Below are 24,121 nucleotides of genomic sequence, written 5' to 3'. Positions count from 1 at the left end.
AGCGCGATTCCCTCCTACTGCTGGATCTCTATGGTGACACGGTCCGTGACCGGCAGCGCAGAAATCCGCACTACCGTCCAGTGCGGACCCAGGAACTCCCAGGCCGCCCTGATCGACTGGCCGTTGCGGCTGAGCGCCACGCGGGACGGCGGACCCGAACACCAGACCCGGACCGTCAGGTCGCGCGTGGACGGCTGGCCGGCATACCGCCCGCTCGTTGCCCCGACCTGTACCCGAGCCAGGCCTCCGTCGAAGCTGCTGCTGACCTCGGTGACGGCGCGTTCGCCCGAGCGGTACGCCTGGGACGTGCCATCGTCCTCGTAGAGGGTCAGCGCGCCGGAGCCGCCTGGGTAGGCCACCAGCGTGAGATCGTCCAGAGGGCGCTCGTCGGTGCGCTGCATGACCGGCCCGAGCGGAATGATGCTGCCGCCCCGCGCGAAGACGGGCACGGTGTCGAGCGGCGTCCGGGCGGCGATGGATTGACCTCCGTCGTACCGTTCGCCGGTCCAGAAGTCGAACCACAGGCCGGCCGGCAGGTAGACTGGCCACCAGTCTGCCCCAGCCCGCGTGAGCGGTGCGACCAGCAGGTCGGCGCCGAGCAGGTACTGGTAGCCCAGCTCCCAGACCCGAGGATCCTCCGGGTAGTGGAGCACCAGCGGACGCATCAACGGCACGCCGGTCGTGTGCGCCTCCCAGGCCAGCGCGTAGAGGTACGGCAGCAGGCGCATCCGCCACTGCATGTAGCGGCGGCAGATCGCCTCGACCTCGGGGCCGTGCGCCCAGGGGAAGTGGCGCTCAAGCTCCCAGCCGTGCGCCCTGAACAGCGGGCAGAACGCCCCGAACTGGAACCAGCGGACGTACAGCTCGCCGTCCAGGGCGTTCGGGTAAAAGCCGCCGATATCCGTGCCCCAGTACGGCACCCCGGACATCGCCAGCCCGAGCCCCAGCAGCACCTGCCCTTCAAAGGTCGTGAACGTCGTGTTGATGTCGCCGGACCAGGAGGCCGCGCCGAGCCGCTGCATGCCGGCCGCGCCGCTCCGACAGAGCATCCACGGTCGCCGGTCTGGACGGTCGCGCTCCTCGCCGTCGTGGAACGCCTTGAAGCGGTACAGGTCGAACGTGTTGTGCAGCAGGACGGCATCGCCGCGATGCATCGGCGCGGGGCCGGTCGGGCCTTCGCCGCCGTCCAGCCACCAGCCGGCCACGCCCAGGTCGATCAGGTGGCGATGCTGTTCCCACCACCAGGCGCGGGCCTCCGGGTTGGTGAAGTCGATGTAGCGCTGATCCTCCTGGTAGCGCTGTGAGCGGCGCGCCGCGTCGCCGTCTTCGCCGTCTTCGCCGGGCAGCGCTGCCGGACGGGGATAGGCCACGTCGAGCAGGAAGCCGCGCCGCTCGGCCTCGGCGAACTGTGGTGCGTCGGGGTGCAGGACCGGATACTCGTGGGTGATGACGTTGAGGTGGTGCTCCTCCTGGAGAGTCCGCATCGTCGCGGCGGGGTCGGACCACAGCTCCTCGTGGAACTCCAGGTGGCCGACCCCCTTGTTCCAGGCCTTCGAGTGGCCGTACGTCGAGAGCAGGATCAGGGCATCGCACGGCAGTTGCTTCTCGCGCATCGTCCGGGCAACGTCGAGGATGTCCTCGGTCTTCTGGAAGAAGCGGCTCGACTGCAGGAACCCGAGCGACCACTTCGCAGGCATGGCGGGGAAGCCGGTCAGCTCGGCGTACGCGCTCAGCACGTCGGCCGGCGTCGGGCCGCCGAGAATGAAGAGGTCCAGTGACGCCACGTCCGCCTCGTAGCGGAACGAGAGGCCGCCCCGGCTGGTGGCGGTGTCGAGACGCGCCATCGCCGCCGTGTCGAAGAAGAGACCGTAGGAGCCGCCCGGTGCGACGGCCACGACGAGCGGGATGCCGAAGTCCGATCCGGGACCGTGGCCGATCTGGGTGTTCCAGAAGATGCGCGAGGTACCCAGCCGGTCAAGCTGGAAGCCGCCGCCCTGCCCGAGACCGTAGAAGTGGACGTCGTCGTCGTAGCCGAGCCGGCTGCGCTGAAAGTGGAGGCTCACCCGGCTGCGCCGAGCATCCGTCCCCTCGTCCACGATTTTCTGCCGCGCGATGCCGCCGAGCGGGTGGGTGCTGAACAGCAGCCGGCCGCCCGCGTCAGAGACGGCGATCTGGACGGCCTGCCGATCGGAGCGGTCCACGTCCACAATCAGCCGGCCGGTGCTGATACGGTCCACGTTCGCTGTCGGCGCGACCGCATCGACGGCGGGCACGGCCGGCCAGTCCTCACGCTGGACGTAGGACGCCTCCTCGACGACCGGCGGCCCGAAGAGGCGGACGCGCACCGCTCCGGGCGTGACCGCACGGACCTCGATCTCGCTGCCCAGTGTCTCCACCCGGATCACCGGGCACGTCTCTGCCATGCAGACCTCTCCTTTGAGCTGACCGGATCGGGTGACGCGTTGTCAGGCGTCGGCGTCCTCACCGCACGACGACGGCCTGGGCGCCGCATCGACGGGAAATCCACGGTGCGGATCGTCGAGACTCGGCGGTTCAGCGTCGATGCCGTGGCGGCCACAGGACGCGCGATAGACGAGATGCCCGCGCACGGCCACGCTGGCCGGCCCGGACCTGAGCTTCATGAGACGCTCAACCAGCAGGCTCGCAGCCGTGCGGCCCAGGTCGTAGGTCGGCCGCGTGACGGTAGTGAGCGCCGGCCGCAGGTAGCGCGACATCTCGCGGGCATCGAAGCCGACGAGCGCCAGGTCTTCGGGCAGCCGCGGGCCACGCGCAACAGCGGCGTCGATAGCGCCCGCCGCCATAATGTCGTTCGCCACGAAGATCGCCGTCGGCGGCTCCGGGCCGTCGAGCAGGCTGGCAGTCGCCTCGAAACCGGACTGGACGGACCAGTCTCCCCGTCGGATCAACGCATCGTCGTAGCTCAGGCCGTAGTCGGTCAGCGCCCGACGGTACCCTTCAAGGCGGTCGCCGCTCGCCTGCCAGGCGGACGGCCCGGCGATGTAGGCGATCCGCCGGTGCCCGTGCCCGATCAGGTGCTCGGTGGCGATGTAGCCGCCGAAGATGTCGTCCGGCCCCACGAAGCAGGCGCCGGCCTCCGGCGGCAAGCGGCGATTGACAAAGACGGCGGGCAGACGGGCCGCCTCGACCTCCTCAGGGAGCCGGTCCATCGGGTGGTTGCTCACGTCCACGACGATCAACCCGTCAACCGACCGCTCCAGCAGCATCCCCAGGCCGACACGCTCCTGCTCCGGGCTGCTGACGCTGCTCAGCAGCATCTGGTAGCCACACCGACTCAGCTCGTCGTGGATGCCGCGCATCGCCTGCGAGCCGAACTCGGTCGCGACCTCCTGCACGACGACCCCGACGACCTTCGTCCGGCGCGAGCGCAGCGAGCGCGCCATCAGATTGGGGACGTAGTTGAGGGTCTCGGCGGCAGACCACACGCGCTCTTTGGTCTCCAGGCTGATGTCCGGGCTGTCGGCCAGGGCGCGCGAGACGGTGGCGAGCGAGACGCCCAGCTCCTTGGCGATGTCCTTCAAACCTGTCGCCATGCGCCGTTTTCCTCAAACGTTTGCGGTGACTTGCAGTCTAGTTCAGCGGGCCAGCGGCGTCAACCGAGGCACCGGGGCTGTCAGAGCGTCACTGCGACTCACGGCTCACCTGGCCGGTCACGTCCTCCCTCGCGTGGCTTGCCGACATCCCTGGCCGGCTCGTACGGTGTCCACACCGAGGCTGAACGAGACGATGCCCGAACCAACCGTCGACCACTCACCACTGACCACTGACCACTGCCGTGGGGTAGCCTGATGAACGATCTGAGCGCGGCCATCGCCGCCGTCCGCGACCAGTTGATCGCCGACCGACGCCATTTTCACGCCCACCCGGAGCTGGCGTTTCAGGAGCATGAGACGGCGGCCTACGTCGCTGCCCGGCTGCGCCACCTGGGCATCGCGATGCGCACTGGCGTCGGCAAGACCGGGGTGGTCGGCGTGATCCGAGGCGGCAAGCCAGGAAAGGCCGTGCTGCTGCGGGCAGACATGGACGCGCTGCCGATCCACGAGACCGGCGAGAAGCCGTACATCTCGAACCGTCCGGGCGTCATGCACGCGTGCGGCCACGACGGTCACACCGCCATCCTGCTGGCTGCGGCGGCGATCCTTCAGGAACGGCGGGAGGCGCTGCCCGGCAACGTGGTGCTGGCGTTCCAGCCGGCCGAGGAGTCGCCGCCGGGCGGGGCACAGGGGATGATCGCGGATGGCGCGATGGACGATCCGAAGGTCGACGCGGCGTTTGGGCTGCACCTGACCTCCGCGCCGGTCGGCACGGTCGGGATGCGGGCGGGCGCGGCCATGGCCGCCGCCGACTCATTCCGCGCCGAGATCGTCGGCCTCGGCGGCCACGCCTCGCGACCTCATCAGGCCGTCGATCCGGTCCTGATCGCCGCGACCTGCGTCACGACACTGCACACCATCGTCTCGCGGGAGGTCGATCCGCTCCAGTCAGCCGTCATCACCATCGGCACCATTCAGGCGGGCACCGTGCCGAACGTGATTCCGGCCACGGCCACCATGGCCGGCAGCGTCCGCACGTTCGATCAGGGCATCCGCGAGGCACTCGCGCAGAAGATCGAGCGGACCATCGTCGGGGTCGCCCGGGCCATGGGCGGCGACGCGACGGTGGAGTACCGCTGGGGCTACCCGGTCATGCGAAACGTCGCTGACATGACCGAGTTCGTCCGGTCCGTGGCCCTGGAGGTGGTCGGCCCCGAGAAGACGCGCGACAACCCGCCGATCATGGCCTCGGAGGACGTCGGCTACTTCATCGAGCGGGCCGGATCGGGCTGCTACTTCACGGTCGGGGTACTCAACGAGGCGAAGGGGATCACGGTGACCAACCACAACCCCGGCTTCGACATCGACGAGGACGCGCTGCCCGTCGGCGTCGAGATGCTGGTGCGCGTGGCCGAGCGGTACCTGTCACGGTAACAGAGCCCCTCACCACCCGGGGCTGAAGAGGCCCTCACACCACTGCGCTGCCCGGCGTGACTATCAGCCTTGCCGACATCATGCGCCTCTGCACGGGCAAGGGACGGACAGTCTCGGCCAGCCAGCTGCCGCAACCTCGTGCAAAACGTGCAACATGCAATGTCACCCTGAGCGAAGCGAAGGACCTCACCCGCTGTCCGTCAAGCCCGCGTCAGTGGGTGAGGTCCTTCGTTTCGCTCGCAGGCTGACTTCACTCAGGATGACAGTGAAGGATAAGAGCGGCACGGCGAGAGCGCCGCTCGTGAACGTCGAGCCAGCGAAAACGTCCCCTGGGCAGCGCTACCTGAGCCGCCCGAGCGGGATCTCGGACGGGGCCGAGCGACCCTGGCCGTCGTCCCAGCCGACGACAAGCCGGGCGCTCTCCGCGTCACCGCTGGGGAACCGCAGCCGCTCAAGCACGATCTGACCGGGCTGCCAGAGGTCGGTGGGCCAGAGATCGTCGAGGACCGAGCCTCGCTCCGTCAGCGTCTGCGGGCCGCCCGGGCCGTTCAAGATCACCTGCGCCGTCCGCGTCAGCCGACCGACCTTCGCCGTGCCCTGCCAGTGGAGCGTCAGCTCCAGCGTGTCGCCAGCGACGCGGCGGTCGTAGCCGTGCAGCCGCACGCCACCCACGTCCCGGTCGAGTACCTGCGACGGCTCTGGCGGACGGTCCAGCAGCAACATCGCCTCCGGGCCGGCCAGCCAGATCGCGTAGGGACGGCTGGCGCGGAGCGGACTCTGCCGCCCGACAAGCGCCTCCCAGGTGCCATCGTTGGAGAGGTCCAGCAGGTACGCTCCAGGGCGGCGCTCGGGCGGCCAGAGCTTGCCGGCGTAGCTGGGCGGGAAGACGTACACCTCGGCGCGGTCGGCGACGCTGCCCAGGGCGCGGCGGCTGGAGACGGTCGAGACGCCGGCCGGCAGCCGCTCGACAAGGTAGGCGTGCTGCTCGGCCCGGTCAGACCAGGCGAGGTCATTGGGATCGTAGTCGCCGCCGAGCGGCAGGTTGCTGTCGAGCAGATAGCAGGAGAGCGTCCCGGCGATCAGCGCCGCCACGCCGGCCGCTCTGAGCCAGCGTCCTCGCAACAACGAGAAGCCGACGACCGCCGAGAGCCAGATCGTCGGCAGCAATGGCGACGACCAGTGTCGGCGGAATCGTTCGCCCTTGTCGGCCAGCAAGAGCGTTGCCGCCTGCGGAGCGTCGATGATCAGGACGTGCGGCGCCAGCAGTGGCAGCCCGCCCGTCGGCGCGATCAGCCAGCGAATGGCGCGGGGCGTGCGGACCAGGGCAAGGTCGAGCAAAGTCTCGGCCGGGTGCTGCCGCAGTTGCGCGAAGTGATCCACCGACCGATTCTCGCCCGACGATGGCAGGGTGGATGGCTCGTGGAAGCGGGGCATCGCGACCATCGCCACCAGTCCCAGCCAGAGCAGCGAGAACGCCGCGAGCGCCAGCCCGATCCGACGCTGACCACGCCGCAGCGCCAGGAAGATGCCCAGCCCGAGCACGGCAAGCCCGGCCTCCTCCTCCATCGGGATGGCCAGGAGGGCCAGGGCAACTCCGGGCCGTATCCGATCCGTCAGGAAGAAGTAGGCCGCGAAGCTGAGCGGCAGGGCGGTCCAGGCAATCGGGTAGAAGGCGTCGAAGGCGACCTCGGTGACGGTCGGCATCAGGAAGTAGCCGGCCACGAAGAGGGTTGGCAGGCAGACTCCGCCGAGCCTGCGACGGGCCAGCAGGTAGATCGGCGTGGCCGCCAGCGCGAGCACCGTCGTCTGGGCCACGAACAGCCAGCGCGGATCGGGCTTCAGCGCGTAGAGCGGCCCGAGCACCGGCAGCAGCAGCGCGAGATGCTCGGCGAGATGTACCCGGTTCGATTCGAGCAGCGTGGTCAGGAACGGGCGGCCGTGGCCCGCGCCCCAGAGCATCTGCAGGTACACGCCGATGTCGCGCGAGGTGCTGTTGAACGTCTGGATCTCAAGAATCGAGTTGGCCGAGGCGTACCCGATCCAGACCAGCGCGATCAGGATCGACGGGAGCGCCGGCGCGCAGGCCGAGCGCCACCGCGGCGTGCGCTCGACGACCGAGCCGGCATCGGCGACGCCAGCATCGTGCGCGGTGGAGAGGGCAGGCTGAACGGCGATGGCACCAGCTCGATAGGGGCAATCTGGGCCGCGCGTCGGCTGCCCCTGGCGGCCGAGACCGGACGGCCAGCCCACCCGGAACGGTACGGAGTGCGGCCGCCGGGCGTCAAGGACGGTGAATATGCAAAGATTTCGCCAGAGGGCTTTACAGTTTTCACTGCCCTCGCTATACTGCGCGCCGTGACGCCCACGCACGACGAGTTGGGGAAGTCGGTGCGCGGGCGGTCTGTGGCGACCGCACGCACGGTCCATGACGCGACCGGCGAAGGCGGCAGATCCATATGGGAGGGCGTCAGACGTGAGCTTCGCTGACAAGACGCTGACCTGCCGAGACTGTGCCAATTCGTTCGTGTTTTCTTCGGGGGAGCAGGCGTTCTTTGCCGAGCGCGGACTACTGAACCAGCCGCAGCGCTGCCACCAGTGTCGTGCCAATCGTCGCCGCGAGCGCCAGGGCGAAGCGCCGCGAGAGCTGCACCAGGTGCCGTGCGCCGAGTGCGGCTCGATCGCACTCGTGCCATTCCTCCCGAGGCTGGACCGGCCGGTCTACTGCAGCACCTGTTTCGACAAGGTGCGCCCGATGGCCCAGGTCTGAACGGCCCAGATCTGAGCAGACAAGTACGGGACGCCCGACGATTGGCGGATGCCGTGGAACGGGTGCTGGACGGCACGGTGGCGGACGTGAACAGCCGGCTCGCCATCATGCTGGCGGCCGAGCGCCTGCGCCGGCACGGCCTACCGGCCTCGTCCTGGCACTCGACCAGGACAATGCTGATACGGGCTATCCGTCATCCCGAGTGAAGCGACCCATTCGGCAAGCTCAGGGCAAGCATCCGGAGCGACGTCGAGGGATCTTCCCCAATAGACCTCCCTTGCGTCCGAGGAAGATCCCTCCGCTCCGCCCGTGCCTCGCTTCAGTCGGGATGACAATCCCCTCAAGTCCAGCGTGGCGCAGTGGTGGCAGTGCCGGCGGCATTTCGTCGCGGCGCGGCCGCGGCCGGTACACTCGTCAGACCGAGGTGCCGCCGATGTCCGCTCACGCCGACCAGCCCACGCCCGCCAACCACCCGGACGCCAGGGGCGACGCGAGCATCGTGGCCCACGATCTGACGAAGGTGTACCGCGTCCAGCGCAAGCCGCCGGGCCTGCTCGCCTCGGTCAGGGCGGTCTTCTCGCGGACGTACAGCGACGTGCGGGCGGTGGACGGCGTCAGCCTGACCATTCAGCGTGGCGAGCTGGTCGGGTTTCTCGGGCCGAACGGGGCCGGCAAGACCACCACGCTCAAGATGATGGCCGGCCTGCTGGAGCCGACCGGCGGGACGGTCCGTGTGCTCGGCCACGAGCCGTTCAAGCGCGAGCATCAGTTTCAGCGCCGGTTCGCGCTGATCCTCGGCCAGAAGAATCAGCTGTGGTGGGATCTGCCAGCATCTGAGTCGTTCCTGCTCAACAAGGAGATCTACGGCGTGCCCGACGCCGAGTACCGCCGCACCCTGGATGAGCTGTCCGACCTGCTGGACTTGCGCCCGCTGCTGGATGTCCAGGTACGCAAGCTCTCGCTGGGCGAGCGGATGAAATGCGAGCTGGCAGCGGCCCTGCTGCACCGTCCCGACGTGCTGTTCCTGGATGAGCCGACCATTGGGCTGGACGTGGTGATGCAGCAGAAGATCCGCCAGTTCATCGGCGAGTATCAGCGGAAGAACCGTGCCACCATCCTGCTGACCAGTCACTACATGGACGATGTGAAAGCGCTCTGTGAGCGGGTGGTGGTGATCGACCAGGGGCGGGTGATCTACGACGGCGCACTGCGCGAGCTGACCCGTCGATTCGGCGACGTGCGGCTGTTGACGCTGGACCTTGAGGCCGCCGTCACCCGCGAGACGCTGGTGTCGCTCACGGCCGGCGGCGAGATCGTCCACTGGGAGCCGAACAAGGTGTCGGTGCGGGTGCCGCGCGAGGCGGTAACGGCGACGGCGGCACGGCTGCTGGCGAGCCTCCAGGTCCGTGACCTCGCGATCCAGGAGCCGGAAGTCGAGGACGTGATCCGCAGCCTCTTCAGCGGCGAGCTGCGTGAGCCGAATTCGGCAGCGTCGATTGCAGCCGGGCCGCTCCCCACCGCTGTGAGCTGACGATGCGGCTGTACCTCGTCCTGGCCCGCATGGCCGTGGCCGACGCGATCCAGTATCGCGTTGAATCGTCGATCTACTTCCTGTACGAGATTCTGCCGCCGGTCATGATGGCCTTCATGTGGCTGGCGGCCTACGAGAGCCAGTCCACGGTGGCCGGCTTCACCCTGGGCGAGATGCTGGCCTACACTCTGGGCGTCATGGCCTTGCGCGGCACCGTCAGCGTCCACGTCGAGTGGGCGCTCGACCACGAGATCCGCCAGGGGCTGCTCTCGACCCACCTGATGCGCCCGATGAACTACTGGGCCTACCTGCTGGTGGACGCGCTGGCGTGGCGCTCGATCCGCATGGCGCTGTCGATCCCGCTGCTGCTCGGATCGGTGGTGCTGCTTGGGCCGTGGCTCGGGGAAGTCGCCATCGCCTGGGATCGCCTGCCGGCGCTCCTGGTCAGCGTGGTGCTGGCGTTTGTCGTGTGCTTCTTCCTGAAGCTGTGCGTCGGCTTCATCGGCTTCTGGACGAACGATATCGTCGGGATCACCACGCTGTACGAGGTCGTGGCAAGCGTCCTGGGCGGCATCCTGATCCCCATCGCGCTCCTCCCCGAGTGGGCGCAGACCGTGGCGCGGCTGCTGCCGATCCAGGCGATCTACGCCACGCCGCTGGCGATCATGCTCGGCAAGAGCGAGGGCGCCGATCCGCTGACCGGCATCCTGCTGCAACTCGGATGGATCGTCGTGCTGTGGGGACTGGCGACGGTGCTCTGGCGGGCCGGCCTGCGCCAGTACGAGTCGGTCGGCGGGTAGCCCGTGGGGACAGCCGCCCACCGCTACTGGCGCGTCTACTGGGCCTGCCTTCGCAACTGCCTCGCCCGAGAGCTGGAGTTCCGCAGCAGCTTCGCGTTCAGCGCCGGCTCGACGGTTCTCTGGGCCGTCTTCTCGATGCTGTTGGCCGGACTGGTCTTCTCGAATGTGCGCGAGGTGGCCGGCTGGGACCTCAACCGCATGTTCGTGCTGACAGGCTCGTTCCTGATCGTGGAAGGCCTCAGCTCGGCGCTGTTCGAGAAGAACATGCAGCGGCTCTCGGACATGGTCAACAAGGGAGAGCTGGACTTCGTGCTGATCCGGCCGATCTCCAGCCAGTTCCTGGTGTCCATACGTTACGTCGACTTCGGCGACCTCCCGACCGCCCTGGTGGGCATCGGCTACGTTGTCGTCGGCGTGGGACGGCTCGGGATCACGCCGGGGCCGCTGGAGATCGCGGCCTACCTGCTGATGCTGGCGTCGGCCTTGCTCGCGCTGTACGCACTGTGGTTCATGGCGGTCACGCTGGTGCTCTGGACGGGCCGGATCAACAACATCTCGGCGGTGATGCCGCCGTTCATCTCGATGGCCCGCATGCCGAGCGATATCTACCGTGGCCTGGCAAAGCCACTGCTGACCTACGGGCTGCCCATCGCCGCCATCGCGACGCTGCCGGCCAAGGCCCTGCTCGGGGTGCTGGAGCCGACGGCCCTGCCGTACCAGGTGGCGCTGACGCTGGCGCTGCTGTGGCTGTCGAGTCGCTTCTGGCGCTACTCGCTTCGGCGGTACACCAGCGCCAGCAGCTAGTGGCCTGTCAGTCGTGAACAACCGGGTCGCGTCACTCGACGCCTCCCCCGTCATCCCGAGCGGAGTGAGGCTGCTCCCTCCCCCGTCATCCCGAGCGACGTGAGCGTGCGAACGCAGTCGAGGGATCTTCCTCGTCAGTCGTCCGTCACCCTGGGACGATCCCGCCACTCCGCTCGTGCCTCGCCGCGGTCGGGATGACGGACGGGAGGGCGTTTCTCGCCGCGGTCGGGATGACGGTGCGGGCAGGTTCCTCGCCGCGGTCGGGATGACGATGGGCACCGAGCGACCCTGCGATTCACGCCTGCCGAGCCACTCGCCCGCGAACTGCTCGATCAGAGATCAGAGATCAGAGATCAGAGATCAGAGATCAGAGATCAGAGATCAGAGATCAGAGATCAGGAGCATACTCACAGATCGTCGCCCGCTGGCATACATGCGATTCCCATTGTCATCCTGAGCGCAGCGAAGGACCTCACCCGCTGACCGTCACCATTCGCGTCAGGGGGTGGGGTCCTTCGCTTCGCCAGGGCGATTGCCTGTTCGTTGGTGTTCCCAGACCGTCGTACGACGCGCAGTCGGCGGGTTGATGACCTTTGACGAATTCCTGCGGTCATAGCCCCTCACACCCCGATCTGACGCGCGGACTCCGCGGTTATGTCGTCAAACGCCATCAAGCCCCGACGACGCTGCACGACCCGCCCAACCCGCAATCGCCCTGTTCACGTCGCTCGTGGCTACCGGGCGGCGGGCAGCACTCCCGAGCGCACGGCAGGCAGCTTCTTCTTCGGGTAGCCAGCCGCGAACCTCAGCGGCAAGGCGCCCGACTTCGGCGGCGGCAGACGACGGAGAGTCCATCGAGTCGCGGACATCGCGCATTCCTCCAGGTCGAGCGCCGACGCACGTTGGACGCGATCCACGTCTGCGCGCTGTCGCCGGCCCCACCCGAGTTCTACGGGTGGGCGTCGCCGCCGCTCACTGGCACGGAACACAACGGTCTGGAGCCATCGGTTGTGCGCCGCGCACAACTGGCCTGCGCCTTGTCCCTGGTCTGCGCCTTGTCCGAGGTGGTCACGGCCCAGACCGTGACCTGCGCCTGGCGACAGGAGAGCGTCAGATGGTGCCGTCAGCATCGACGGCCAGCCCCTCCGGGTGGTTGAGCTGAGGATCGGCGACGATGCCGTAGAAGAAGACGTCGGACTGGTCACGCGGGATCGGCGGCTCGGACTGCTGGCGCATGGGGACACCTCCGGGCAGCGTCGCTCAGATGAGGGAGCGCGGTCAGCGTCTCCCGTGACGGGCGTCAGGACGCAACGGGAGCACGCTCGTCGGCCGTCTTCGCGGTGGCACGCGCCACAGACGGCAGCGCCGACAGGCCCAGCGCCACCAGATAGGCCACCGCGTTGGTGACGAAAACGGCCGCCAGACTGACGCCGCCAATCGCCCCGGCGGCGATGGGGGCGAGCGCGCCGCCAAGCTGGCCGCAGCTTGACAGCGTCGAGAGCGTCAGGCCCGACCGCGAGGCCGGCGCGAGCGTCGCTCCGAGGGTGTAGGCGAGGCTCATGCTGCCGCCGGCCAGCAACCCCAGCCCGATCCGCAGCAGCGCGACCTCACCCCAGCCGCCGACGAACGAGATCAACCCCGAGAACAGCGCGCCACCGGCCAGCGCCAGCATCAGCAGCTTTCGGGTATTCCCGGGCCGTGCCCACTTGCCGTACAGCACCGAGGAGCCGGCCGCCGCGATAGCGCCCGCCGCGACGACGAAGCCGGTGATCGTCGCGAGCTGACTGGCCGGCGTGTCGAGCTTCAGCAGGTAGAGCGGGATGACTGGCGTCAGCGCACGATCCGTGAAGCGCGTCAGGAAGAGGATGGCGAGGGCCGCACCGAAGCCGGGCAGTGCCAGCAGCGAGAAGAACGAGCCGCGCTCGCCGTCATCCACTTTCTCCGCGCCGCTCGTCCCCTTCCTGACCGGCTCGCCGTAGCTGTTCTCCTGCACCATGAAGTAGAGCAGCGCGGCCGGGGCCAGCAGCAGCACGCCCGTCAGCATGAAGTTGAACCGCAGGCCGTAGGTGTCGGAGAGGACGCCCCCGATGGTCGGGCCAATGGCGAGCGGCAGGAACGTCGCCGCCTGCACCAGCCCGATAGCATGGGCCATCTTGTCGCGTGGGCCGATGGCGATCGCCAGGGCCATCGCCATCGGGGTGAAGCCGGCGAAGATGCCCATGACGACCCGCAGGCCGACCAGCGTATAGATGTCGGTCACGAACGCGATGGCGACCTGGAGCACGCCGATCATCACCAGGGCGCGCAGCACCATCGGCTTGCGCCCGTACTTGTCGGCCAGGGAGCCCCAGAACGGCCCCATGATCGAGCCCATCAGCGGCCCAATCCCGACGATCACGCCCGACCAGAACGAGGCCTCGTCAAGGTCGGTGATGCCAAGCTCGAAGACGTAGAGCGGGATGAACGGCTGGGTCAGGTCGAACGCGATGTGCGCGAGCGCCACCGTGAGGACGACGATGTACTGGTTGCGCTGCCACGGTTCGAGCGGCCCGAGCGTCGGGCGACGAAGCGGCCAGAAGGCCAAGAGAGACTGCCCCGGTGCAAATTCTCACCCGGCGGCCAGCGGCGAGTGAGTGACACGGGAGAGGAAAGCAGAAACGGCCGGCCGAATCAAGCCGATGCAGCCGGCCGCGGGCAGGGCCACACCCCTCGCCCCGAAACCCGAAACCCGAAACCCGAAGTGTCTACTTCCCGGACTTGATCAGGTCGGCGGCCTTCTCCGCGATCATCACGATGGTCGTGTGGGTGTTGGCGGCCGGGATCGACGGCATCACCGAGCCGTCCACGACCCGCACGCCGTCCACTCCGCGCACCTTCAGCGACGGGTCCACCACCGCCAGGCTGTCGACGCCCATCTTGCACGAGCCGACAAAGTGGTAGTACGACCCGACGTTGTTGGTCACCCAGTCACGCAGATCGGCGTCCGAGGCCACGCTCGGTCCTGGCGCGACCTCCTGCATGCCCCACGCCTTGAAGGCGTTGCTGGCGTAGATCTCGCGGCCGATCTTCACCATCTGGACCATCCGGTCCACATCCCAGGACTCGGCGAAGTAGTTCGCATCGACGTTCGGGTAGACGGACGGATCGCTGCCGCGGAGGGTGATCGCCCCGCGCGAGAGCGGCTGCACCAGCCCGGGCAGCGTCAGCACGACGTGTGGGTCCACCAGCTGCGTGGCCGACTTGACGGGCTGACCGGTCTGCACTCGCTTCACGACGTTCTCGAAGAATGCCTGCCCGAACGGCGCGCGGTGCACGAGGCAGATCTCAAGGTCGGGCACCGGCATGCCCTGGACGGACGGCCAGAACAGCCCGACCTCCGTCATGTTGCCCCGCGGGTCCGGGCCGGGCCTGTCCATCATCCCGATGGGGCCGATCAGCAGCGGGTGATCGTGGAAGTTCTTGCCGACGCCCGGCAACTCGACGTTGACCCCGATGCCGACCTCCTTCAGGTGAGCCGGGTCGCCGATACCCGAGAGCATCAGCAGCTTGGGCGACTCAATCGCGCCGCACGCCACCACCACCTCGCGCTCAGCCCGCACGATCTGCGTCTGCCCGTCCGCGACGTACTGGACGCCGACGCACTTCCCGTTCTCGATGACGAGGCCGGTCGCGAGCGCGCCGGTCCGCACCGTGACGTTGCCCCGCGCCAGGGCCGGCAGCAGATACGAGGTCAGGACGCCGCCCCGCTGGCCGTCCTTCATGTCGAGGTGGTGCCAGCCGGCCCCGAACAGCGAGGCGTTGAAGTCGTCGATCAGCGGGTAGCCCAGCTCGACGCAGGCATCCAGCCAGCTCTGGGAGACCGGGTTGCCGGTGTCCTTCGCATTGACGACGGTGATGGGACCGCCCTTGCCGGCCGTCGGGTTGGTATCGTCGAGCTGGTTCTCCAGCTTCTGGTAGTACGGCAGCGTCTCCTGATAGCTCCAACCGGTCGCGCCGTGGTAGGCCCAGCTATCGAGGTCTGCCGGCCGGGCGCGGACGTGCATCATGTGGTAGACCATCGAGCTGCCGCCGGTGCCGCGCCCGGCCGCCGAGTAGACCTGCCGGCCGGCCAGTCCGGGCTGCGGCACGCCGTTGTAGGCCCAGTCCAGCTCGGTCAGCAGCAGCTCGTTCCAGCGAAACGGCGACTGGATCGCCGGCGACATCGCGCTCTCAATGGCCTTGCCGCCGGCTTCGAGCACCAGGATCTTGACGTCCGGATCCTCACCCAGGCGATAGGCCAGCGTCGAGCCACCCGGCCCCGAGCCGACGATCACATAGTCGAAGCTGTTCGCGTCTGCCACGGTTGCTCTCCTCCATCAAGCCGGCTGGTCGAGGCCAGGCTCCATCAGAAATCCCGATTGGTCGAACGCCCGGTAGCGTCGCCCGCCGCGGACGGCGGACGGACCGGCTAGGACGCCAGCAGCGCAGCCAGTTCCGCCTCGACGGCCTTCACGTCGTCGCCGCTGAGCTGAAAGGTCGCAAGGTGCCCGTAGATGCTGTCGATCTGGGCGAAACTGGCCCCGCGGATCTTCGCGGCGTCAGCCTTGCCCTCGTCCGGCGGGAACATCGGGTCGCCGGTGAAGGCGATGACCTTCGTCTTCGCCGTGATCCTCGCCAGCGCCTCGGTCAGGTCGCCGCCGTGGCAGGGGTCAGCCGCCCGCGCCTTGCGCGCCTGCACGATCAGGTCGTTCGGATCCTGGGGCAGCCAGAACGCCTCCCAGAACCGCGAGATGAAGTCGTCCAGCGAGGAGAACCCGAGGTTCCGCCACAGCTCATCGCGGTAGAAGCCGTGCGGCGGCAGCGTCAAAGCCGTCCCGTGGGCCTGCCGTCGCAAGCCGGCATGCATCAGGCTCTTGTCGGCGTAGAACCCTCGGTCGTAGGCCGGGTCCGACGTGTGGGGCTCCTCGATCAGCGTGAACAGCCAGAGGCGGGTCCACGGGGACGGCTTCGGCGCGGTGGCGATGGCGGCCACCCGCCTGACCATCGACGCGTAGCGGACGGCCCACTCGTAGGTCTGGAGGCCGCCGGTTGACCAGCCGAGCACTAGTTGCAGTTCGCTGATCCCGAACTGCTCGGTGACCAGCTTGTGCTGCGCGATCACGTCGTCCGCGAACTGGCAGGCCGGGAACGCCCCACGGTCGAACGGCGGCGGCGCGTTGCTGGGCGAGGTCGAGACGCCGTTGCCGAACTGGCCCGGCAGAATGAAGAAGTACTTGCTCGGGTCGAGCGCCCGCCCTTCGCCGATCCACGCGGCCAGCGCGTCGGGGCCGCCGCCGAGAAAGTGCGGGAACAGAACGGCGTTGTCTTTCGCCGGGCTGAGCGTCCCGAGCGTGGTGTACGAGAGCTTGGCGCCCGGCAGCGTGTATCCCGAGAGCAGCGGAAAGTCACCGAGGTCGAACAGCTCCATCGTGGCTCCTCCTCAAGGCTGGGTCGACCTACGCTACGGCCGCTTCGATCTCGTCCTTGGTCAGGGCGGGGAGCAGGTCGAGCACGAGGTACTCGAAGTAGTACTGGCCCCACATCGTCTGCCAGAGCGGGAAGCGCTGGTCGAACGGCTCGCCGCGCCGGGCCGCCAGCTTGACTTCCAGGCCCCAGATCAGCGGATCAAAGTCGGCGTCGGTGAACGGGTAGCCCAGCTCGCTGGCCACCGACATCACCTCGTCCTTGTTCATGGTCTTGAGGCTGTTGAGCAAATCCTTCTCGGAGGCCGGTCCGCGCATGAAGCTGATGACGTTGCGCTTGCTCATCAGGCCCACCCGCCCCTTCCGATCAGATCGCGCAGCTCGGACTCGGAATGGCGGCGGATCACATGTTCGACGAGGTAGCCGAGATGGCGGCGGCCCCACATGCGACGCCACAGGTGGCTGGTCTCGTCGAACTGCTCCTGATCTTTGCTCAAGATCACGCTGGCTTCGAGCTTGCCGGCCACATCCGCGAGGTCATCAGCCGAGAAGACGTAGCCGTCATTCTTGGCATGAAAGAGCACCTGCGAGAGGTTCCGGCCTTCATAGCGGGCGAGCATGCTGGGGCTGCAGTTGAGCGCCAACATGAAGTCGAGAGCACGTGCCTGGGACATGCGTCACCTTTCCAGTGGGAGACGTGGCGCCCGGCCCGCCGTGTGCGGGCTAGGCCGGGCGGACGAGAGGCGCACTACGCGGTGGCGCGGATCAGGTCGGCGGCCTTCTCGGCCAGCATCATGATCGCGGCGTTCGGGTTGCCATTCACGAGCTTCGGCAGGGACGACGCATCCACGACGCGCAGCCCGTCCAGGCCGTAGACCTTGAACTGGGAGTCCAACACGGCGTCCGGCCCGCTGCCCATGCGGCAGGTACAGGCCGGATGCCAGACGGTGCTGGCGCTCTTGCGGATGTACGCGCGGAGACCGTTGCTGCTGGTCACGTCTGGCCCGGGCGCCAGTTCCCGGCCGCGCAGCTTGCTGAACGCGCTGGTCTGGACCAGCTCACGGGCGTAGCGGATGCCGTACTCGAAGACGGCCACGTCCTCCTCACGGGTCAGGTACCGCGGATCGACCTTCGCCAGGGCCGTCGGGTCCGTTGACGCGAGCGTCACGCTGCCCCGGCTGAGCGGCTGCGCGACAATCGGCGCGAAGGTGAAGCCCGGACCGTCCGTCATGTACTCCGGCGCGACAAACTGGACCGGCCCGAAGAAGTACTGCAGGTCCGGCGAGGCGTCTCGCGAGTTGACACCGGTGTAGGTGAACAGCGCCGCCTCGGCCAGCATCTCCGGCGGGTTCAGCGGCTCGGTGCACTCGTAGGCCACGCCGAGCAGCAGGTGATCCTGGAGGTTCTGTCCAACGCCCGGCAGATCCTGCACGACCGAGATGCCGACGCTCCGCAGATGGTCGGCCGGCCCGATCCCCGAGAGCATCAACAGCTTCGGCGACTCGAACGCGCCGGCCGCCACGATGACCTCGCGGTTGGCACTGACCGACTGGACACCGTCCGCCGTGGCGATCTCGACGCCCGTCGCCTTCGTGCCGTCCAGCAGCAGCCGGGTGGCGCGAGCGCCGGTGACCAGCTTCAAGTTGGGCCGTTCGAGGTTCGGCGTCACAAACGCCGAGGATGCTGTCACCCGGACGCCGTCTGGCGTGCGCGTTGACTGGTAGAAGCTCGCACCGGCGTCCTGGTGTGCGCCGTTGTAGTCGTTGCCCTTGAACGTCGCGCCCAGCTCGGCGGCAGCCTCGATGAACGCGTGCCCGACCGACGACGGGGCCAGGTAGTCGATGATCGAGAGCGGGCCGTCGGTGCCGTGATAGTCCGATGGCGCACCGTGGAACTGCTCGGACTTCTTGAAGAAGGGCAGCACCTCGTCGTAGCTGAGGCCCTCAACACCCAGCGACGCCCAGCTGTCGAAGTCGCGCCGGTTGCCCCGCACGTAGATCATCGCGTTGACGGCGCTCGATCCACCCAGCACCTTGCCGCGCGCGATGTCGATGCCGCGACCGTCCAGGCCGGGCTGAGGCGCGGTGGCGTAGCCCCAGTTCTCCGCACCCTTCGGATCCCAGAGGCTGAACATCGAGGTCAGCGGCTTCTCGTAGATGGCGGGGTTGCTGTCCATGCCGCCAAATTCGAGCAGCAGCACCGAGACGCTCGGGTCTTCGCTCAAGCGTCCGGCCAGGATCGAACCGGCCGTTCCAGAACCGACAATCACGTAGTCGGCGCGATACTCAGGCATGCCCACATTCCTTCCGTTGATGGCGGTGCGTGCAATCTGGCCATTCGAAGCGAACCCGCGCGAACGGTCGCTGAGCGGGATGCTTCTGGGGTCGTGCGTCCTTGCACGACGCGGTATGCGATGCCGCTCGTCAGCGCATCGGGTGCTGTTTCACAAAGGCGTGAACGGCCTCGGCCACGGCGACCGGGTTCATGCTCTGCATGCCGTGGGTGGCGCCCTGAATCCCGGCGCGATGGGCGTGTGGCAGCCAGTTCATCAGGAAGCGCTGCGTCTCGCGGAAGCCCGGCATGGCCGCTTCGCTGTCGAGGCCCATCACGGCCAGCACCGGCATGGTTGGCTTCTGCTTGACCTGCTCGTCGGCCTTCGACATCCGGAAGCCCCACTGGGAGACCGCGGGGAAGTCCACCTCGAAGGTCGTCTCGATGCTCTCGGCCACGCGATCCCAGACGTTCAGCGGCCCGGTCATCTCGACGGCGCTCAGGAAGCGCGGGCCGCAGACAGCCTCCATGTAACGAAGGCCGGCCCCGAGCTTGTCGCCCTGTTGATACAGCTCCATCGCGCTCATGTAGGCGTCGATGTTCGCCTTGACGGCGTCCTCGGCCTCGCGAGGCAGGTACGGCTCCAGCAGCGTCGCGGTGTGTGCGCGCTCGGGATAGGAGAGCATGAACTGGAAGCCCAGGACGCCGCCGAACGAAAACGCCAGGATGTGGGCCTTCTCGATGCCCAGGTGATCGAGCAGCTGCTTCGCGTGCTCGGCACCCTCTTCGATGCTGAGCGTCGGCTTCTCCAGGGTGCTGCCGTTGTAGCCGGCCCGGTAGTAGGAGATCAGCTGATACTCTTCGAAGAGCGGCGGGTAGAACTTCAACGGGGTGATCAGACTGTCGGCAATACTCGTCCCATGGATGCAGAGGATCGGCTCGCCTTCGCCGAGGACGGCGTAGCGCAGCTCGGCGTTGCTGACCTTCGCCCGCCGATCGTGGTCAACGTTCCACTCACGCCCGAGATACAGCGCGTGTCGATCCATCCACCCACTCCTTCGCTCCGCGCGACGCTGGCGAGCCCTCCACGGCCCGACCACATCGAAAGAACGAAGATTTCGCCGCAGACGTGCCGGGCAATTTCAGGAGATGGTGTCTGGGTCGGCGGCCAGCCTGGACACGGAAGCGCCCCCGCGCCTGACGATCAGGCGCGGGGGCGCGTGGTTCGGCGCGGCGGTCTGCTCGCGCCGCGCGGGCTGGCTGCCTACCAGCCGCGCTCTTCGAGCAGCTTCTCGATCTGATCGATTTTCAGGCCGGCCAGCTCCGCGAGATCGCCGCCGGCCTCCAGCCAGCGACGGACGCCCGGCGCGCGATCCTCCGAGTCGCGGGAGATCTGATACAGCTCCTCGGCCCGCTCAGCCGACATGATGATGATGCCGTTGTCGTCGGCCACCACCAGGTCGCCAGGGTTGCAGATCACGCCGCCGACGCTGACTGGCACCTGCAGCGCGCCCTCGGGTCGATCCAGACGGTGGCCGATGCGCGCCACCACCGCCCGCGCCCAGGTCGGCATCTGCTGGGCACGGATCTCTGCCCAGTCCGTGGCCGAGCCCTCGATGATCACGCCGACGCAGCCCTTCATCTTGGCCGCCAGCGAGGTCATCTCCCCCCAGCAGGACACCTGATCGTCGCCATCCTGGTCGATGATGAGCACGTCACCCGGCTGGATCGACTGAATCGCCGGGCGGGACATCGAAGCGTCGCCGCGCGGCATGCGGACCGTCCGCGCACGCCCCACGACGGCGAGCGGCGTGAACAGCGGCTTGATCCCGGAGTCCAGGATCTCGGTGCCCGTGAAGTGACCGATAGTTGCCGGCGGGAGCGTGCGATATCGCTCAATCAACTCGTCAGAGGCTGCGCTCATGGTCGATACATCCGTTCTGGAGTGGTGATTCCGAGACACCCACACCCCTTCTCGTGGACGATGGTAGGAGTGTGGTCGGCAGGGCCGCAAACAGGCGAGGCGATCTGGCGCTCACGGAGTACCATCTCGGTGGCGGCCGCGGGGCGGCGGCCATGCTTGCCCAGGGAGACGATGGTGTCGCTGAGAATCGGGCTGATCGGTGCAGGTCGGATCGTTCCGGCCCACCTGTTCGGGTACGCCGAGCTACGCGCGGCCGGCGTGGACGACTTCCGCATCACCGCCATCTGTTCGCGCGATCCGGACCGCGCCCGGCTGCTGGTCTCGGCTGACCCGGACCGACCGCGCGCGCCCTGGCGCTACGGGGACGCCGTGGACACGCAGCCCATCGTCGTGTCCGACTTCCAGACCGACATCCAGCCGCGCCTGTTCTCGGAGGTCCAGGCGATGTTCGACTCCGGCCTGGTGGACGCCGTCGATATCACCTCAGAGGTCAGCCTGCACCATTCACAGGTGGTCGCCTGCCTGGAGGCCGGCCTGCACGCGCTGGTCGAGAAACCCCTGGCGATCACGATGCGGGCCGGACGGATGATGGTGCAGGCGGCCCACCGCGCCAACCGGCAACTGGCCGTGGCCGAGCACGCCCGCTACATCCGGCAGGCCCGGCTCGGGGCCTGGGTTGTGGGGCGGGGCGACCTCGGGACGCCGCAGCTGCTCTCCTGGCCGTCCATCGGCACACGGCTCTGGTCGCCTGACCGGTGGGTCGGAAACGCCTCCTGGCGACACCGGCGGCTGATCGGAGCGGGCGGCGTGTCGCTCGACATCGGACCACACGTCTTCCACCGCGTGCGCGCGCTCTGCGGCGAGGTCGAGACGGTCTCCGCACTGGCACGCATTCTGGAGCCGGTCCGCTACCTCCGCGACGCTGGCGGCGAGATCCTCGACACGGCCGAGGCCGACGCCGACGACGCGTTCATGGCCCTGACGACCTTTGCGAGCGGGGCCATCGGCCAGCTGTCGCACTCCTTCGCGGGACACGGCGAGCCGTTGATTCCGGCCGGTCCGGCCGTGTTCGGCTCACGCGGATCGCTGAACGGCGACCGGCTGACACTGGACGGCCAGGAGCCGACGACGCTCGACGCTCACTGGGAGCGGCACGGCGCAGCCGACGCCGCGCGCGTCTTTCCACGGGGCCAGTCGGACCCGTTCGGCCTGCTGATCGGCGACTGGCTGGCTGCGATCCGCGAGAACCGCCCTGCTGAGACCAGCGGCGACGAGTGCCTGCGCGACCTTGCCGCCAGCTTCGCCATCGTCGAATCGTCGCTGGCAGGTCGGCCCGTGACACTTGGCGACGTGCTCGACGGGACCGTAGACGCCTACCAGCGCGACCTGGACGCGCACTACGGCCTGGCCCACTGACTGCGACGGGCGGGAGGGCAGCCGGGCGTGGTCCCTTACGCACCGTGAGGAGTTGCGGACGGGGTATCCTCCCGCTGGACCATACGGCTCGGGATCGTCAGTGGCGGCCCCCCGAGCGCAGTGCAGAAGGAGGACGACCATGCGGGTTGTCGAGGTCACCGACCTGACCGGCCCCGAGGGCGTGCGGCTGGGCGAGCGGCCCGAGCCGGAGGGCGACGGCATCCTGGTCGCGGTGAAGGCCGTCGGGCTGTGCTTCCCAGACCTGTTGCGGACGCGCGGGCAGTATCAGGACAAGGCCACGCCACCCTACGTGATCGGGCAGGAGTTCGCCGGCGAGGTCGTCTCCGCACCGGCCGGCTCCGAGTACGCAGCCGGCGACCGGGTGGCCGGCATGACCGGCGGGACCGGCGCTGCTGCCGAGCGGCTCTACGCCAACGCAGCCTTGCTGACGAAGCTGCCAGACGCCCTCTCCTACGAGCAGGGCGCGGGCGCGCTCTTCAACTACCAGACGGCCATCGTGGCTATGGAGATTCGCGGGCGGGTCAAGGCTGGCGAGGTCGTACTGGTACACGGCGCGGCGGGCGGCACCGGCACGGCCGTCATCCAGATCGCCAAGGCGAACGGCGCGACGGTCATCGGCGTGGTGTCGAGCGAGGAGAAGGCCGCCGCCGCCCGCGAGGCCGGGGCAGATCACGTCGTCCGGTCGGACGGCGAGTGGAAGGACGCCGCGCTGGAGCTGACCAACGGCCGAGGCGTGGACATCGTGTTCGACCCGGTCGGCGGGGATCGTATGCTCGACACGATCCGCGCGCTGGCCTACGGCGGGCGCTGGGTGGTGATCGGGTTTACGGGCGGCAGCGTCCCGCAGATCCCCGCCAATCGCCTGCTCCTGAAGAACGTGGACGTGGTCGGGTCGTACCTGAGCGGCTACGTCAAGCAGGTGCAGAACGGCCGCGCCATCGTCATGGGGCGGGTGCGCGAGCTGATCGCCAGCGGCGCGATCGTCCCCGTGGTCGGCGCGGCGTTCCGCTTCGACCAGGGCACGGCGGCGCTGAACGAGATGGCCGACCGGCGGGCGCGCGGCAAGGTGGTGCTGACGGTCTAGGCCCCAGGAGACTTCGGCTCCCCGGTGGCGTCGCCTGTCGTCGCCGGGGATCGCCCGCCGGTCGCCTTCTCCAGAAGGTCGCTGAGCAGTTCGATCTGCCGCTGCTGGATCTCCAACAGCTCGGCCCAGCGTCGCAGGCGGAGGTCTTCCAGGTTGCCGTGCAGCTCTTCGATGAGCGTCTCGGCCTTGAGGTCCGTCAGCAGGTCCAGCTCGGCACGCTCGCGGTCGCGCGCCTCCTGCCGGTTCTGGCTCATCATGATGAACGGCGCGGAGTAGGCTGCCTGGAAGCTCAGCATCAGGTTGAGCAGGATGAACGGGTACGGATCCCAGGCGTTGAACCAGCCAGCGACGTTCAGCGCGATCCAGACGATCAGAAAACCGCTCTGGACGATGATGAAGCCCCAGCTGCCCATGGTCTCGGCCACCCAGTCGGCGATGCGCTGACCGAGCGTCAGTGAGTCTTCGCGCTGCTGCTGGCGCGAAGCGTCGCGTGCGAGCCGCTTCTCGCGCACGCGCGCCAGGATGCGGCGCTCGAAGGCGTGGGCGGCCTCCGTCTCCTGCCGAACCAGCGTTGCCGCACTCGCCGGCGCGGCCCGTCCGTGCTGCCTCATCGTTGGCCTCCTCCCCGCGCAAGCCTTGCCTGCGCCATGATCGCACGCCGAGGCCGGTGGGTCGTCAATCTGAGAGAAGACCGCCGACGCTGACCGCTCGACCGGGCTGATCTGAGCGGCGATACGCCAGGGCGATTGCATGTTCATTGGTGTCCCCGAAGCATCATGGAACGGGCGGTCGGGGGTTGAAACCCCCGCCTACCGTCACGCCGTCGCTGCGCGACGGCCGTCGGGAACGGCCGGCACTGGTGCGACTGGAGCGTCGCGCAGCGACTGCAGGAACGTAGACGGGGCTTTCAAGCCCCGACGCGGCGGCACGACGACATCAACATGCGATTGCACTGGTAGCAGCATCAGGGCGATGGCATGTTCATTGGTGTCCCCGAAGCATCATGGAACGGGCGGTCGGGGACTGAAGTCCCCGCCTACAGTCACGCCGTCGCTG

20 protein-coding genes are annotated in these 24,121 nt (G+C 68.3%); 8 read left to right on the top strand and 12 right to left on the bottom strand.

The genetic code is table 11. From position 1 onward, the window contains the following. Window positions 1-14 precede the first annotated feature (14 nt). Both IT306_29055 and IT306_29050 read right to left on the bottom strand, forming a co-directional pair. Entirely contained in the window at window positions 15-2,423 is a 2,409-nt protein-coding gene (locus tag IT306_29055) for a DUF5110 domain-containing protein (protein MCC7372497.1), read from the bottom strand. Between the two features lie 42 nt (window positions 2,424-2,465). After that, window positions 2,466-3,572, bottom strand: a complete 1,107-nt coding sequence (locus IT306_29050; GenBank protein MCC7372496.1) for a LacI family DNA-binding transcriptional regulator — start codon at window positions 3,570-3,572, stop codon at window positions 2,466-2,468. 255 nt (window positions 3,573-3,827) lie between these two features. Here IT306_29050 and IT306_29045 point away from each other — a divergent pair, with 255 nt between their 5' ends. Next, a complete protein-coding gene (locus IT306_29045) occupies window positions 3,828-5,006 on the top strand; it encodes an amidohydrolase (GenBank protein MCC7372495.1) in 1,179 nt (392 codons plus the stop codon). Between the two features lie 339 nt (window positions 5,007-5,345). Here IT306_29045 and IT306_29040 read toward each other — a convergent pair whose 3' ends face one another. Then, the gene (locus IT306_29040; protein MCC7372494.1) at window positions 5,346-7,256 is read right to left on the bottom strand and encodes a DUF2079 domain-containing protein; all 1,911 of its coding nucleotides are present in this window, start codon (window positions 7,254-7,256) and stop codon (window positions 5,346-5,348) included. Window positions 7,257-7,479: 223 nt separating this feature from the next. On the opposite strand from IT306_29040, the gene IT306_29035 reads away from it, so the two are divergent. The 5 genes from IT306_29035 (at window position 7,480) to IT306_29015 (ending at window position 10,908) form a co-directional block, all read left to right on the top strand. Further along, complete coding sequence (locus tag IT306_29035) at window positions 7,480-7,773, top strand: zinc-ribbon domain containing protein (protein MCC7372493.1); 294 nt, start codon at window positions 7,480-7,482, stop codon at window positions 7,771-7,773. A gap of 41 nt (window positions 7,774-7,814) precedes the next feature. After that, the gene (locus IT306_29030) at window positions 7,815-7,979 is read left to right on the top strand and encodes a hypothetical protein (GenBank protein ID MCC7372492.1); all 165 of its coding nucleotides are present in this window, start codon (window positions 7,815-7,817) and stop codon (window positions 7,977-7,979) included. A gap of 227 nt (window positions 7,980-8,206) precedes the next feature. Beyond that, window positions 8,207-9,304, top strand: coding sequence for an ATP-binding cassette domain-containing protein (locus IT306_29025; protein ID MCC7372491.1), 1,098 nt, complete (start codon window positions 8,207-8,209; stop codon window positions 9,302-9,304). Window positions 9,305-9,306: 2 nt separating this feature from the next. Then, window positions 9,307-10,104 (top strand): ABC-2 family transporter protein, encoded by a 798-nt coding sequence (locus tag IT306_29020; protein MCC7372490.1) that lies wholly within the window; start codon window positions 9,307-9,309, stop codon window positions 10,102-10,104. 3 nt (window positions 10,105-10,107) lie between these two features. Further along, window positions 10,108-10,908, top strand: a complete 801-nt coding sequence (locus IT306_29015; protein MCC7372489.1) for an ABC-2 family transporter protein — start codon at window positions 10,108-10,110, stop codon at window positions 10,906-10,908. A 1,300-nt stretch (window positions 10,909-12,208) separates the two neighbouring features. Here the strand turns inward: IT306_29015 and IT306_29010 are convergent. The 8 genes from IT306_29010 to IT306_28975 form a co-directional block, all read right to left on the bottom strand. Then, window positions 12,209-13,492, bottom strand: a complete 1,284-nt coding sequence (locus IT306_29010) for an MFS transporter (protein MCC7372488.1) — start codon at window positions 13,490-13,492, stop codon at window positions 12,209-12,211. A gap of 160 nt (window positions 13,493-13,652) precedes the next feature. Next, the gene (locus tag IT306_29005) at window positions 13,653-15,248 is read right to left on the bottom strand and encodes a GMC family oxidoreductase N-terminal domain-containing protein (protein MCC7372487.1); all 1,596 of its coding nucleotides are present in this window, start codon (window positions 15,246-15,248) and stop codon (window positions 13,653-13,655) included. A gap of 107 nt (window positions 15,249-15,355) precedes the next feature. Next, the gene (locus IT306_29000; protein MCC7372486.1) at window positions 15,356-16,354 is read right to left on the bottom strand and encodes an alpha/beta fold hydrolase; all 999 of its coding nucleotides are present in this window, start codon (window positions 16,352-16,354) and stop codon (window positions 15,356-15,358) included. Between the two features lie 28 nt (window positions 16,355-16,382). Further along, window positions 16,383-16,694, bottom strand: coding sequence for a hypothetical protein (locus tag IT306_28995; protein MCC7372485.1), 312 nt, complete (start codon window positions 16,692-16,694; stop codon window positions 16,383-16,385). Next, window positions 16,694-16,996: a hypothetical protein gene (locus IT306_28990; protein ID MCC7372484.1), complete on the bottom strand. Its 303-nt coding sequence runs from the start codon at window positions 16,994-16,996 to the stop codon at window positions 16,694-16,696. The genes IT306_28995 and IT306_28990 overlap by 1 nt, the downstream gene beginning before the upstream one ends. 101 nt (window positions 16,997-17,097) lie before the next feature. Then, window positions 17,098-18,642 carry a GMC family oxidoreductase N-terminal domain-containing protein gene (locus IT306_28985; protein MCC7372483.1) on the bottom strand — a complete coding sequence of 515 codons (1,545 nt, stop codon included), beginning with the start codon at window positions 18,640-18,642 and terminating at the stop codon, window positions 17,098-17,100. A 130-nt stretch (window positions 18,643-18,772) separates the two neighbouring features. Continuing rightward, complete coding sequence (locus IT306_28980; GenBank protein MCC7372482.1) at window positions 18,773-19,651, bottom strand: alpha/beta hydrolase; 879 nt, start codon at window positions 19,649-19,651, stop codon at window positions 18,773-18,775. 233 nt (window positions 19,652-19,884) lie between these two features. Continuing rightward, window positions 19,885-20,544: an RraA family protein gene (locus IT306_28975; GenBank protein MCC7372481.1), complete on the bottom strand. Its 660-nt coding sequence runs from the start codon at window positions 20,542-20,544 to the stop codon at window positions 19,885-19,887. 171 nt (window positions 20,545-20,715) lie between these two features. Here IT306_28975 and IT306_28970 point away from each other — a divergent pair, with 171 nt between their 5' ends. Both IT306_28970 and IT306_28965 read left to right on the top strand, forming a co-directional pair. Beyond that, window positions 20,716-21,960 carry a Gfo/Idh/MocA family oxidoreductase gene (locus IT306_28970; GenBank protein MCC7372480.1) on the top strand — a complete coding sequence of 415 codons (1,245 nt, stop codon included), beginning with the start codon at window positions 20,716-20,718 and terminating at the stop codon, window positions 21,958-21,960. Window positions 21,961-22,099: 139 nt separating this feature from the next. Beyond that, complete coding sequence (locus tag IT306_28965) at window positions 22,100-23,065, top strand: NADPH:quinone oxidoreductase family protein (protein ID MCC7372479.1); 966 nt, start codon at window positions 22,100-22,102, stop codon at window positions 23,063-23,065. On the opposite strand, the gene IT306_28960 is transcribed toward IT306_28965, so the two are convergent. Next, on the bottom strand, window positions 23,062-23,676 hold the full coding sequence (locus tag IT306_28960; GenBank protein ID MCC7372478.1) for a DUF1003 domain-containing protein: 615 nt from the start codon (window positions 23,674-23,676) through the stop codon (window positions 23,062-23,064). The two genes, IT306_28965 and IT306_28960, sit on opposite strands and share 4 nt — an antisense overlap. Between the last annotated feature and the right edge of the window lie 445 nt (window positions 23,677-24,121).

The organism is Chloroflexota bacterium (assembly GCA_020850535.1).
Classification (GTDB): Bacteria; Chloroflexota; UBA6077; order UBA6077; family JACCZL01; genus JADZEM01.
This window is presented reverse-complemented; position numbering and strand designations above follow the sequence as displayed.